Genomic DNA, 13,000 nt, shown 5'->3' with positions numbered 1-13,000 from the left:
GACGCCATTCTCGCGCCTCCGACCGACAAAATCGCGGCATTTGTCGGCCCGGCCGCCTCACCCCTTGCTGGCACCGAGGGTGAGACCCGCGACGAAGTGCCGTTGCAGCGCCAGATAGACCACAAGGGTCGGGATGACCGTGATGGTGGCACCCGCCGCGATCATGTTGTAGTCCAGCAGGAACTGGCCCTGCAGGTTCGTGATCCCCGTGGTGATGGGCAGCCGGTCACCGCTGTGAATGAACAGCAGCGGCCAGAAGTAGTCGTTGTACAGCCAGACCACCTCCAGCGTGCCGAGCGCGGCCAGAGCCGGACGCGTCAGGGGCATGATGATGCGGCTGTACTGCTGCCAGACGCTCGCGCCGTCGACCTGCGCCGCCTCCGTCAGTCCGCCGGGCAGCGCTTTCATGTAGTTGGACAGCACGAAGGTGCAAAAGCCCATCTGGAAGGCGACCTCGACGGCGATGACGGCGTAGTAGGTGTCGAGCAGGGTGCCGGAGGAGCTGATCGAGTACGGCAGGGGCGTGTGCTTGAACATCTCGAACAGCGGGGCCGCGAGCACCTGGGGTGGCAGCATGTTGCCGGCGGTGAACAACACGAGCAGCGTCAGATTGAACTTCCAGGTGAAGCGGCTCACCGCGAACGCCATCATCGAGGCGAGCAGAAGCGTCAGCAGGACCGACGGCACGGTGATGGTCAGGGTGTTGCCGAAGTAGGTCGCCATGCCGCCCTGGGTCCACGCGTTGGTGAAGTTGTCCAGGTTGATCGGCCCGTGCAGGCTCCAGTAGCCGTACTTGTCGGTCACCGCCTTCGGGCGCAGCGCCGCGTAGAGGGTCCACAACAGCGGGATCAGCCACATCACCGCCATGACGATCAGGAACAGGTGGGTGCCGTAGTGCGGCCTGCCCGCCCCTCTCGCGGGGGCGGCCGTCGCCGTCGCCGTCATCAGTCAGTCCTCCGGAACGTGCGGACCAGGTAGTAGACGATGGGACCCACCGAGATGGCGAGCAGGATCACCGCGAGGGCCGACCCGACGCCGATCACCGTGCCCACGCCGACCAGGTTCTGGATCACCAGGACGCTGAGCAGTTCGAGCCCGTTGGTGCCCTTGTTGATGAGGTACACGATGTCGAAGGCCCGCAGCGCCTCGATGATCGTGATGACCACGATCACGATGTTGATGGGCCGCATCGCCGGGAACACGACCTGGAAGAAGGTCTGGCGGCCGTTCGCGCCGTCGAGCGCGGCAGCCTCCCGGAGGCTCGGGTCGACGCCCTTGAGGCCGGCGAGGTAGAGCACCATGACGTAGCCGGCGTGCCGCCAGGTCGTCGCCACCAGCGCGGCCCACAGGTTGACGTCGGAGTCGCCGAACCAGTCGACGGCGCCCGGCGTGCCCGCGGTGCCCAGCAGGTTGTTGACCAGTCCTTCGTCGCGGGCGTAGACCAGCTGCCAGATGATCCCCACCATGACCAGCGACAACATCACCGGCGTGAAGAAGACGCTCTGGTAGATGCGGGTGCCGCGGATCCTCTGGTCGAGCAGCACCGCGAGGAGCAGGCCGATCGGGGTGGCGATCAGGGCGAGGAACACCAGCCAGATGACGTTGTGCGCGACGGCCGGCCAGAACGGCGGATACTCCTTGAACGCGTAGGAGTAGTTGCTCAGGCCCGCCCACCGGATGCCGGACAGGTCCAGGCCGTTCCACCGGGTGAACGACAACGCGATCGACAGCAGCGTGGGGATCCACACGAGCACGGCCTGGATGAGCGTCGGCACGCCCACCATCAGGCCGAGCACGAGCCGGTCCCGCCCCGACAGGCGCCGCACCCGGCGTGGCCGCGCGGTGTGCGCGGCCACGCCGTCACGCGCGGCGGCTGCCGGAGGCAGGGTCGTCTGCGGTATGGCGCTCATCGGCTCACTCGGCCGCGTACAGGGACGTGGCCTGCGCCTCGATGGTGCGGGTGTCGATGGTGCCGTCCTTGATGAAGCCCTGCAGGGCGGGGATCATCACGTTGTTCGCCATGGCGGGCAGGGCGTCGCGGTCGAAGAACTGGCTGATGAACTTGGCGCCCGCAATCGCCTCCGCGCCCTTCTTGTTGAGCTCGCTGAACGACGAGGTGTTCGCGTCCTTCGCGGTCTGCATGTTCGAGGAGTCCTTCGCCGCGTACGCGTCCTGCCCCGCGCCGGTGCCGAAGAAGGCCACCATGTCCTTGGCCGTCTTGTTGGACGCGGCCCTCTTCGACAGCACGAAGCCGTCGATGGGCGCCTCGATGGCGTCGGTGCCCTCGACCGCGATCGCCGGGAAGGGGAAGAAGTCGAGGTCGGCGAGGATCTCCTTGTCGGTGACGTCCTGCGCGATGAACGCCCCGATCAGGTACATGCCCGACTTCTTGCCCGTCATGGACCTGGCGCCCTCCTGCCAGGTGGCGCCGAGCGCGGCCGGGTCCTGGTACGGCAGGAGCGCCTTCCAGTTGTCGAAGACGTCCTTGACCTTCTGCTGGTCCCACGACTCCTTGTGCGCGCACAGGTCGAGGTGGAACTGGTAGCCGTTCGTGCGCATGTTGATGTAGTCGAAGGTGCCCATCGCCGGCCAGCCGTCCTTGTCGGCGAACGCGATCGGGATCAGGCCGTCCTTCTTCATCTGGACGCACAGCGAGAGGAACGCGTCGAAGGTGGCGGGGACCTCGTAACCGCGCTCGGCCCACAGGCTCTTGCGGTAGTAGAAGCCCCACGGGTAGTTGTAGTTCGGCACGAAGTACTTGTGGCCGTCCTCGCCCTCCGACGCCTTGGTGATGCCCTCGGAGAAGTTGCCGCCGATCTTCTCCCACACGTCGTCGACGGGCGCGAGCAGGCCCTTGGCCGCGTAGTAGCGCATCTTGTAGCCGGCGTACCACGTGATCACGTCTTCGGGGTTGCTCTGCAGGTACGAGCTGATGTTGTCGACGAGCTGGGCGCGCGGCATCACGTTCATCTTGACGGTCGCCCCGGACTTCGCCTTGAAGGCGTCGACCATCGCCTGAACGGCGCTGCGCGGGACCGGGTCGGACAGGCCGGAGCCGAGCGACGTGGCGTTGGCGCCGGCGGCGGCCGGGGCCGGGCCGCCGCTGCAGGCCGCGAGCAGCGGCGCGGCGGCCAGGGCCGCGGCCCCGCCGCCGAGGCCCCTCAGAAGGGTGCGCCGGTCGAGGCGGGATTCGAAGATCGGCCGGGGGTGGTGCGATGCCATGGGATCTCCAATGGTGGTGAGGGGAGTGCCTGCGTGTCCATGCCGGGCTAGCCCGCCTTCCGCAGGCGGACGAGGGTGCTGGCGTGGTCACCGGGAGGCAGGTCGAGGGGCAGGCCCGAGTGCAGCAGAACGGCGCCCGGGTAGGTCGCCCCGGTGTCCAGGTCGAGGTAGGTCGCCTCGGGCTGGACCGCAGCCAGCCGCAGGGGCGCCGGGTCGTGGCCGAAGGCGCGGGTGGGGCACCAGGCGAGCACCACGTGGTCGTCGTCGCGGGTGTACTGCACCGCGGTCAGCGTGCCGTCGCCGCGCAGGCGGTGCTGCCGGCCGTGCTGGACGACCGGCCGGACGCGCTTGTAGGCGGCCACCAGCTCGGCGCTCTCCTTCAGCTCCTGCTCGGTCCACGCGGTGAGGTCGCCGCCGATGCCGAGGACGCCGGCCATGGCGACGTGGAACCGGAAGCGGAGCGGGGTGCGCCGCGCGGTGGCGACGTTGGGGCTGTCGGTCACCCAGGCGCTCATGACGTGCGCGGGATAGAGCTGGCTGAATCCGTGCTGGATGCCGATGCGGTCGACCGGGTCGGTGTTGTCCGAGATCCACACCTGGTCGGTGCGGGCCAGGACGCCGAGGTCGGCGCGCCCTCCCCCGCCCGCGCACGCTTCGATGCGCAGACCGGGGTGGTCGGCCCGCAGCCGGTCCATGATCTGGTAGACGGCTCGCGTGTGCTCGATCCACAACCGGTCGGGGTCGCCGTGGCCGGGCCACCCGGCCTCGGTGAACGGTCTGTTGGCGTCCCACTTGAGGAAGTCGACGCCGTACTCGCCGACCAGCCGGTCCAGCCACGCGTGGGTCCACTCGGCGGCGTCCGGCCGGGCGAGGTTGAGCACCAGCTGGTTGCGCATCTCGGTGCGGCCACGGTTGGCCATGTGGAGCACCCAGTCCGGGTGCGCCCGGTAGAGGTCGCTGTCGGGGTTGACCGACTCGGGCTCCACCCAGATCCCGAAGCGCATGCCGAGCCGGCGCACCTCCGCCACCAGCGGTCCCAGGCCGGAGGGGAAGCGGTCGGAGTTGGGCGTCCAGTCGCCGAGGCCGGCGCGTTCGCTGGTGCGGGCGCCGAACCAGCCGTCGTCCATCACGAAGAGCTCGACGCCGAGGCGGGCTGCGCGCGCCGCCAGGGCCATCTGGCCGGCCTCGTCGACGTCGAAGCCGGTCGCCTCCCACGAGTTGTAGAGCACGGGGTGGGTCTCGTCGGGGTGGGACAGCACGTGCTCGCGGACGTATGCGTGCCAGGCACGGCTGGCCGCGCCGAAGCCGTTCGCCGTGTAGAGGCCGGCGAACACCGGGGTCTCGAGCGTCTCGCCGGGCGCCAGCGACCAGGTGAGCCCCTCGTGGCCGAAGCCGCCCGTCCACGTGACCCGGCCGACGGGGTCGCGGTGCAGGGTGACCCGCCAGCTGCCGCTCCAGGCGAGGGCGGTGCTCCAGACCTCGCCGTGCTCCTCGACGGCGGTGCCGTCGTCGACGGCGAGCCAGGGGTTGGCGTGGTGGCTGGTCATGCCGCGGCGGCTGGTCAGCACCGTCTCCGCCACCGGCACGTCGGTGCGCCGGAGCTGGAACTCGCTGTTCCAGCCGCCGACGAGGTGGCTCATCCGGTAACGGGTGCGATGCGGGGCCGCCCAGGCGGCGGAGTCGAGGCGCAGCACGGCGACGGGGTCATGCTCGTCCCGGTTCTCGACGAGCGTCCATCGTTCGATCACGTCGCTGCCGGCGTGCACCCGGTAGTTGAGGGTGACCCTGAGCGGGTAGTGCCGGTCGTCGAGGTGGATGCGCAGGTGGCCGCCGTCGTCGTCGATGTCGTGGCCGGCGTACCGCCATTCGACGCCGCGCGTGCCGTCGGCGAACCGCACGAGCAGGCTGGGCGGCCCGAAGCGGGCGCCGCCCTCCACCGCCAGCTCGTCCACGTCGGCGACCGCCTCGAAGCTGCTCGCCGCCGGTGAGATGCGCTCGGCCAGCTCGGCCGCCTGGCCGAGCGTCAGCGGGGCGCCCCAGTGGACGTGCCGCACACTGTCGTCCTCGGCGAGCCGTACGGCATACGCCGTGGTCGGGCCGCGGAGCAACCACAGGCGGTGATCGGGGTCGAAGAGCACAGAGGGCATCGGGTCCTCAAAGTCGGACGGACAGGCCGGTGAGTGCCGCTGAGCGTAGGACTCGTCCGGCCCGCAAATCAATACTTGACGAAGGAAATTATTACGCCTACGTTTCGGGCCATGCTTTCCGAGACCGGCACGGGTGCCCTCGCCCCGGCGGCCACGGCCGTGTTCACGGCGGTGCTGACCGAAGGACCGCTGAGCCGGGTGAGCCTCGCCAACCGGCTCGGGCTGTCCTCCGCCGCCGTCACCAAGGCCGCGCGGCCGCTCATCGAGGCGGGCTACCTCCAGGAGCTGGCCGCGACCGAGCGGACCGGCCCCGGAGCCGGTCGCCCCGCGAGCCCCCTGGCCATATGCCCGGATCGCGAATACTTCGTCGGCGTGAAAATCACCGCCGACGAGCTGATCGGCGTGGTCTGTGACCTGTCCGCCGATGTGCGCGTCGCGGCGCACCGGCCGCTGGCCGACCCCGGCGTCGACGCCGTCCTCACCGAACTCGGCCGGCTCATCGACGACCTGCTGGACGGTCCCGGCGATTACCGGGCCCGCACCCGCCGCCTGGGGCTCGCCGTCTCCGGCGACGTGGACCGCGGCACCGGCCTGGTCCGCTATTCGCCGTTCCTGCGGTGGCACGACGTGCCGCTGCGCGAACGCGCGGCGCGGATCACCGGGCTGGCCGTCACGGTGGAGAACGACGTCAAAGCGCTGACCACGGCCGAGCACTGGTTCGGCGAAGGCGTCGGCGCCGAGTCGTTCGCCCTCATCACCGTCGGCACCGGCATCGGCTGCGGCCTGGTCGTCAACGGCCGGCTGGTCTCCGGCTCGCACGGCGTGGCCGGCGAGATCGGCCACATCGGCGTCGACGCCACCGGCCCCGACTGCCACTGCGGCAGCCGCGGCTGCGTGGAGGCCATCGCCGGAACCGACGCCATCGTCAGCCAGGCCCGCGCGTGCACGGGCAAGCCCGGCCTGACCATCGACGACGCGGTGGCCCTGGCGCGGGGCGGCGACGAGCGGGTCGCCGCCGTCTTCGCCCGCGGGGGCACCGCGATCGGCACCGGCATCGCCGCCGTCGCCAACCTGGTCGGCCCCGCCCGGATCGTCGTGTCCGGCGAGGGGCTGGCCGCCTACGACCTGTTCGAAACCCACATCCGCACCGGATTCGAGCGCCAGGCCTTCGGCGCCGCCGTCCAGTGCCCGTTGTCCATCCGCCCGTTGCCCTTCGAGGAGTGGGCACGCGGAGCGGCAGCGGTGAGCATCCAGTCGCTCGTCGCTCCCTGACCTGTCTGCCTCGAATTCCCCCCTCCGGCCGCGGCGCGGCCGGCATCACCCCCTCAGGAGGCGTGACGTGCAGTCACCATCAGGCACATCCGGACGGCCCGGAGACTCCCCCCGCAGACGCCGGATCCGCGCCGGCGCCTCGCTCCTCGCGGCCGCCCTGGTCGTGAGCCTCGGTGCGGGCGCCGTACCGGCGCAGGCGGCGGGAACCGGTCCGCGGCCCAAGCCGTCCGACAGTCTCGCGACGCCGGGCGCCGTCACCCGGGACCCCTCGTCGGCCGCCCTGGCGGCCGCGGACAAGGCGGCCGCCGCGGCGGCCGCCGACGGCATCGCGGACCGCCCGCTCATGGGCTGGAGCAGCTGGAGCCTGGAGTCCACGAACTATCCGGGGGTCAACCCGGGAGGCAACGGCAACTGGCTGACCGAGGCCCACGTGCTGGAGCAGGCCGACGTGCTGGCCAAGAAGCTCAAGCCGTACGGCTACGACTACGTCAACATCGACGCCGGCTGGTCGAGGACCACCACCTGGACGCCCGGGTTCGACGAGTACGGGCGTGAGATCGCCTCGCCGGAGCGGTTCCCGCACGGCATGAAGTACGTCGCCGACCAGCTCCACGCCAAGGGCCTCAAGGCCGGCATCTACCTCGCCGTCGGCCTGGCCAAGGAGGCCTACCGGAACGGCACGACGCCGATCTGGAACGCCCCCGGCTGCACCACCGCCGACATCGTGTACCCGGACCTGCGCACCACCAACGGCTGGGACAGCTCGTACAAGATCGACTTCTCGAAGTCCTGCGCGCAGAAGTACGTCGACTCGCAGGCCCAGCTGATCGCCGACTGGGGCTACGACTTCCTGAAGCTCGACGGCGTCGGCCCCGGCTCGTTCAAGAGCGGTGACAACTACAACAACGTCCCGGACGTCGCCGCCTGGCGGGCCGCCATCGACAAGACCGGCCGTCCGATCCGCTTCCTGGTGTCGTGGTCGCTCGACCGCAACTACGCCGCAGACTGGAAGAAGTACTCCAACGGCTGGCGCATCGAGACCGACGTCGAGTGCTACTGCGACACCCTCGTGACGTGGAACAACTCCGTGAAGATCCGGTGGGACGACGTGCCCGCCTGGACTCCGTGGGCAGGACCCGGCGGCTGGAACGACCTCGACTCGCTCGATGTCGGCAGCGGTGAGATGGACGGCCTCAACACCGACGAGCGGCAGAGCTACATGACGCTGTGGGCGATCTCCGCGGCCCCGCTCTACACCGGTGACGACCTCACCAAGCTCGACTCCTACGGCCTGTCCCTGCTCACCAACCGCGAGGTCATCGCGGTCGACCAGCAGGGCATCCCGGCCCGTCCGGTGACGCCGACCGGGCCCGCGCAGGTCTGGGGCGCGAAGAACGCCGACGGCACCTACACCGTGGCGCTGTTCAACATGGGCAGCCTGCCCGCGAAGGTGACCGGGAACTGGAGCAGCTTCGGCTTCGGCGGCAAGGCCGCCGTCCGCGACCTGTGGCAGCGCAAGGACCTGGGCACGTACGACGGGTCCATCTCGGCGACGCTGCCGGCGCACGGCTCGAGGCTGTTCAAGGTCACGCCGAAGGGCGGCGCCGTCAAGACGGCCTCCTACGAGGCGGAGGCCGGCGCGAACACGCTCGTCGGCGGGGCCTCGACGGCCGGTTGCTCCAGCTGCTCGGGCGGCACGAAGGTCGGCAACCTCTACAACGGCGGCGCGTTGCGTTTCAACGGCGTGACCGTGCCGAAGGCGGGCGTCTACGAGGTGAACATCCGCTATGTCACGGGCGATCCGCGTTCGGCGACGGTGTCGGCCAACGGGCAGAACGGCGTCACTCTGGCCTTCCCGCCCAGCGGCGGCTGGGACATCCCGGCCACGCTGACCGTGCCGCTGCAGTTGCACGCCGGCGCGAACACCATCGAGATCGACAGCAGCACGCCGGTCTACTCGCCGGACATCGACAAGGTCGAGGTCCCGCTGAGCAGCCGGTAGGTTTCCGGGCCCGGTACGGCGTCACGATATGGCGCGGTGCCGGGCCCTTCTCCGTGTACGAGCATCGAAGTGGGTGAAGGACGGATGGGCGACGGCGATCTCGTTCTGGCGTGGCCGCGGCCCGCGTCGAACTGGTTCGAGGCGGCGCCGGTCGGCAACGGCCGGCTCGGCGCGATGGTGTTCGGCGGCGTCCGGACAAGCAGGTTCCAGATCAACGACGCGACGGTCTGGTCGGGCGATCCGGGAGGCCCGGCCCGCGCGCTCGCGGACGTGCTCGCCGCGGGTGCGGGCCCGGACCGGCTGGCCGAGGTGCGGCAGGCCGTCCGCGAGGACGACCACCGGCGCGCCGAGTCGCTGCTGATGTCCTTCGAAGGCAGGTACAGCCAGGAGTATCTGCCGTTCGTCGACCTGTGGATGACCCTCGAAGGCGGCGGCGACGCGTCCTACGGGGGCCGCACGCTCAACCTCGACGAGGGCCTGGTCAGCGAGCTCGTCCAACTCGGCGGGTGCACCGTACGCCGGCGCACCTGGGCGAGCCGGCCGGCGGGGGCGATCTGCGTCGAGGTCGTCGTCGAGGGCGGCGGCATCGACGACAGCACAGTGGACATGCGGCTGGAGTTGTCCTCGCCGCTGCGCGTGGTCCACCGTTCGGCCGGTGCGGCCGGGTTGACGCTCGGCGTCGAGGTGCCCGTGGACGGCGCGCCGCTGCACGAGCCGGACGTCGCCGAACCCCTGCGTTACGGCGCTCCCGCGGGCGGCGGCTACGACCCCTTCGCGGCGGCGGCCGTGCGGATCGAGACCGACGGCACGGTCACCGCCTCCGACGGCGCATGGTCGGTCGCCGGCATGTCGCGGGCGCTGGTGGTCGTCACCAGCTCGACGGGCGCCGCCGACCATTGGGCGCGCCCGGCGGACCTGATCTCGTCGGCGACCCGGAAGGAACACCTGGCCCGTGCCACCCGAGCGGCAGAGGCCGCGGTCGCGGACGGCGGCGACGAACTGCTGCACGCGCACCGGCTGGATCTGCGCGCGCTGCTGGGGTCGGCCGGGCTCACGATCGGGTCCAGGCGGTCGGGCACGTTCGACGTCGAGCGCGACGTCCTGTCCGGCGCCGACGAGGGCCTGGTTGCCACGGTGATGTTCCAGCTCGGCAGGTATCTACTCGCGTCGGCGTCCCGCCCCGGCGCCGGGCCGCCGGCCAACCTGCAGGGCCTGTGGAACGCCGACCTGCGCCCCGCGTGGTCGTCGAACTACACCGTCAACATCAACACCCAGATGAACTACTGGGGTGCGGAGACCGCGGGCCTGCCCGAGTGCCACGAGCCGCTGTTCGACCTGATCGAACGGCTCTCGCGGACGGGAGCCGACGTGAGCCGGGAGCTGTACGGCGCGCGCGGCTGGGTCACCCACCACAACACCGACATGTGGGGCTGGGCCCTGCCGGTGGGCATGGGGCGCGGCAACCCCTCGTGGGCCATCTGGATGATGGGCGGCGTCTGGCTGGCCCACCATGTGTGGGAGCACTTCGAGTTCGGCCGCGATCTGGACTTCCTGCGTGACCGCGGCTGGCCGCTGCTCCGCGGCTCCGCCGAGTTCTGCCTGGACTGGCTGGTCGACGGACCCGGCGGCCGGCTCGACACCGTGCCCTCCACGTCGCCGGAGAACCTGTTCGTCTCCTGGCGGGGAACTCCCGAGTCGTTGTCGTACTCCACCGCCATGGACATGGCGCTGATCCGCGCCCTGTTCGCGCACTGCCTCGACGCGGCGGAGGCACTGGGCCTCGACGACCCGATCTGCGAGGAGATCCGGGCCGCGCTGCCCCGGCTGCGGGGCCCGGAGATCGCCCCGGACGGCCGGCTGCGGGAATGGGCGGAGGACCACCCGGAACACGACCCGCACCATCGGCACCTGTCGTTCCTGGCGGGCCTCTATCCGCTCGGCCAGATCGACCCGGACCGCACGCCCGAGCTCGCCGCGGCGGCCGCGCGGTCGCTCGACGCGCGGGGGCCCGGCGCCATGGGCTGGTCGTGGGCATGGAAGATCGCGCTACGCGCGCGTCTGGGCGACGCCCGTACGGCTCGGCAGCTGTTCCTGGAGGCGACCCGTCCGTACAGCGACGACCCGGAGGTGAACGTTCCCGTCGACGGCTCGGTCTGGGGCGGCCTGCTGCCCAACCTGTTCAGCACCCACCCGCCGTTCCAGATCGACGGCAACTACGGCATCATGGCGGCGCTGCTGGAGATGGTGGTGCAAAGCCACGGCGGGCTCATCCGGGTGCTGCCGGCCGTGCCTCCCGAGTGGGCCGACGGATCCGCCCGGGGTGTGCGCTGCCGCGGCGGGTGGACCCTGGACCTCACGTGGCGGCACGGCGAGCTCGTCTCGCTGACGATCCGCGACGAGCTTCGGGACGGCACCCGCACGGCCCGCCTGCGCCACGGCGCGACGACGGCCGAGGTGACACTCGGCGCGGGTGAGACGGTCCTGCTCGGGCCGTCGCTGAACGTACGGGAGAGGACGGCGAGCCGATGACGGCGGACCTGCGCGACTACCGCGGCTCCTACGAGGCTCCAGCGGACTTCGACGCGTTCTGGCGCGACACCCTCGACGCGGCGGCCGACCACCCCCTCGATCTGAACCTCACCCGCGTCGACACGGCGCTGCGAACGATCGACGTGTTCGACGTGTCCTTCCGCGGATTCGGCGGGCACCCGGTCAGGGCGTGGTTGCGCGTCCCGCGGCACCGGGACGGACCGCTGCCCGCGGTCGTGCAGTTCCACGGGTACTCCAGCGGGCGCGGTCACCCCCTCGACGACCTGTTGTGGCCGTCCGCCGGGTACGCCCACCTGCTGATGGACACCCGGGGTCAGGGCGGCGCGTGGGCGGGCGGGAACACCCCCGACCCGGTCGGCGCGGGCCCGTCCTACCCGGGGTTCATGACCCGCGGGATCGACGACAGACAGACGTATTTCTACCGGCGAGTCTTCACCGACGCGGTCCGCGCGGTGGAGGCGGTGCGCGCCGTCGACCTGGTCGACCCTGCGCGGGTCGGCGTCGTCGGGGCGAGCCAGGGCGGCGGGATCGCGCTGGCTGTGGCGGGCCTGGCGCCGGACCTGCGCGCGGTCCATCTGCAGGCGCCGCTGCTGTGCGACATCCGGCAGGCCGTGCGCACGAGCACCGACGGCCCATACCTGGAAATATCTGGATATCTAGGCACACATCGCGAAGCGGCGGCCACCGTCTTCGGAACTCTTGCCTATTTCGACGGGATCGCGTTCGCCCAGCGCGCCACCGCCCCGGCATGGTTCTCAACCGGCCTGCTCGACCAGGTCTGCCCGTCCTCGACCGCCTTCGCCGCCTACAACGCCTACGCCGGGCCGAAGGAGCTGCGGGCGTGGGAGTTCAACGGGCACGAGGCGGGCGGATCACTCGACCTGGAGATCGCGCTCGACGCGTTCCGCCGGTCCGTGTGACATCCGCCCGGCGACGGCCGGGTCCCGCTGCTCGTCCTCTTCACGCCGTGCCCGGGCACCGCCACCGCCGGCCGCCTCGCCCCCGTCGAGGCGGCCGGGTGAGCACCCGGGCTCAGCCCACGAGGAGCTTCCTGGCGAGCTCGCGGCCGTGGCCCTCTGCGGAGTCGTGCGCGTTGCGCAGGTTCTTCGCCGCGAGCTCGCGCAGGCTCTCCATGGCCGGCGTCACGGGGGCCAGAGTGAGCTCGCTCTCGATGATCTGCACGTCCAGGCCCCACAGGTCGGTGAGAATGCGAAGCAGCCACGCGGTGGCGTGGTCCCAGCCCTCCCGCGGAGTGCCCGCGCCGTAACCGCCGCCGCGGGCGATCACGAGGAAAGCCGGCCGCCCGTCGAGAGGCTTCGCGCCCGGCCCGAACCGCGCGTCGGTCATCACGAGGTCGACCCAGGTCTTGAAGTGCTGGGAGACGCCGTAGTTGTAGAACGGCACGGCGAGCACGTAAGCGTCCGCCTCGACCAGTTCGTCGGCCAGCGTCGCCGCGAGGGCGACCCCTTCCCGCTGCGTGGCGCTGCGCTCCTCGGACGGCACATAGCCGGCGAACGCACTGGCCGCCCACGCGGTCGACGGCAGCGGGGTCAGGCCGATCTCCCGGCGCACGATGGTCAGGCCGCCCTGCTGCGCGGTCAACGCGGTCTCCAGCGTCGAGGCGACCGCCCTCGTCACCGATCCCGACGCCTCGTCCCGAATGCTCGCGTCCAGCCGAAAGATGGTGCTCACGTGGATCTCCTCGATCAGGAAAGTGGTGACTTAACTAGATGGTCTGATTTTCAGAACATCTCATGAGCAGACCATACGATGGATCCAGGCGGGAGCGCCAGTGCAATGCGTCGTA

Annotated in this window: 9 protein-coding genes; 4 read left to right on the top strand and 5 right to left on the bottom strand. The window is 70.8% G+C overall.

The window, feature by feature from the left end; all coding sequences use genetic code 11:
- Nucleotides 1–57 precede the first annotated feature (57 nt).
- The 4 genes from Pth03_RS30365 to Pth03_RS30350 are packed head-to-tail and all read right to left on the bottom strand — an operon-like array spanning nucleotide 58 to nucleotide 5,369.
- The gene (locus tag Pth03_RS30365) at nucleotides 58–945 is read right to left on the bottom strand and encodes a carbohydrate ABC transporter permease (RefSeq protein ID WP_203947851.1); all 888 of its coding nucleotides are present in this window, start codon (nucleotides 943–945) and stop codon (nucleotides 58–60) included.
- Nucleotides 945–1,910, bottom strand: a complete 966-nt coding sequence (locus Pth03_RS30360; protein ID WP_239119478.1) for a carbohydrate ABC transporter permease — start codon at nucleotides 1,908–1,910, stop codon at nucleotides 945–947. Before Pth03_RS30360 ends, Pth03_RS30365 begins: the two co-directional genes overlap by 1 nt.
- Nucleotides 1,911–1,914: 4 nt before the next feature.
- Nucleotides 1,915–3,222 carry an ABC transporter substrate-binding protein gene (locus Pth03_RS30355; RefSeq protein WP_203947850.1) on the bottom strand — a complete coding sequence of 436 codons (1,308 nt, stop codon included), beginning with the start codon at nucleotides 3,220–3,222 and terminating at the stop codon, nucleotides 1,915–1,917.
- A gap of 47 nt (nucleotides 3,223–3,269) precedes the next feature.
- A complete protein-coding gene (locus Pth03_RS30350) occupies nucleotides 3,270–5,369 on the bottom strand; it encodes an alpha-galactosidase (RefSeq protein WP_203947849.1) in 2,100 nt (699 codons plus the stop codon).
- Nucleotides 5,370–5,480: 111 nt separating this feature from the next.
- Here Pth03_RS30350 and Pth03_RS30345 point away from each other — a divergent pair, with 111 nt between their 5' ends.
- The 4 genes from Pth03_RS30345 (at nucleotide 5,481) to Pth03_RS30330 (ending at nucleotide 12,113) form a co-directional block, all read left to right on the top strand.
- Nucleotides 5,481–6,641 carry an ROK family transcriptional regulator gene (locus Pth03_RS30345; RefSeq protein ID WP_203947848.1) on the top strand — a complete coding sequence of 387 codons (1,161 nt, stop codon included), beginning with the start codon at nucleotides 5,481–5,483 and terminating at the stop codon, nucleotides 6,639–6,641.
- A 67-nt stretch (nucleotides 6,642–6,708) separates the two neighbouring features.
- Entirely contained in the window at nucleotides 6,709–8,643 is a 1,935-nt protein-coding gene (locus tag Pth03_RS30340) for an alpha-galactosidase D (protein ID WP_203947847.1), read from the top strand.
- Nucleotides 8,644–8,712: 69 nt separating this feature from the next.
- On the top strand, nucleotides 8,713–11,172 hold the full coding sequence (locus Pth03_RS30335; RefSeq protein WP_203947846.1) for a glycosyl hydrolase family 95 catalytic domain-containing protein: 2,460 nt from the start codon (nucleotides 8,713–8,715) through the stop codon (nucleotides 11,170–11,172).
- Nucleotides 11,169–12,113: an acetylxylan esterase gene (locus Pth03_RS30330; protein ID WP_203947845.1), complete on the top strand. Its 945-nt coding sequence runs from the start codon at nucleotides 11,169–11,171 to the stop codon at nucleotides 12,111–12,113. The genes Pth03_RS30335 and Pth03_RS30330 overlap by 4 nt, the downstream gene beginning before the upstream one ends.
- Before the next feature lie 112 nt (nucleotides 12,114–12,225).
- Here Pth03_RS30330 and Pth03_RS30325 read toward each other — a convergent pair whose 3' ends face one another.
- Entirely contained in the window at nucleotides 12,226–12,885 is a 660-nt protein-coding gene (locus Pth03_RS30325; protein ID WP_203947844.1) for an FMN-dependent NADH-azoreductase, read from the bottom strand.
- Between the last annotated feature and the right edge of the window lie 115 nt (nucleotides 12,886–13,000).

Source organism: Planotetraspora thailandica (genome assembly GCF_016863335.1).
Lineage (GTDB): Bacteria > Actinomycetota > Actinomycetes > Streptosporangiales > Streptosporangiaceae > Planotetraspora > Planotetraspora thailandica.
The sequence above is the reverse complement of the archived record's forward strand: the minus strand, read 5'-3'. Positions and strand labels throughout refer to the sequence as shown.

Coding starts and splice junctions, on each gene's coding strand:
- Pth03_RS30360 (WP_239119478.1), bottom strand. CDS start 1,910: ATGAGCGCCATACCGCAGACGACCCTGCCTCCGGCAGCCGCCGCGCGT.
- Pth03_RS30355 (WP_203947850.1), bottom strand. CDS start 3,222: ATGGCATCGCACCACCCCCGGCCGATCTTCGAATCCCGCCTCGACCGG.
- Pth03_RS30345 (WP_203947848.1), top strand. CDS start 5,481: ATGCTTTCCGAGACCGGCACGGGTGCCCTCGCCCCGGCGGCCACGGCC.
- Pth03_RS30350 (WP_203947849.1), bottom strand. CDS start 5,369: ATGCCCTCTGTGCTCTTCGACCCCGATCACCGCCTGTGGTTGCTCCGC.
- Pth03_RS30365 (WP_203947851.1), bottom strand. CDS start 945: ATGACGGCGACGGCGACGGCCGCCCCCGCGAGAGGGGCGGGCAGGCCG.
- Pth03_RS30330 (WP_203947845.1), top strand. CDS start 11,169: ATGACGGCGGACCTGCGCGACTACCGCGGCTCCTACGAGGCTCCAGCG.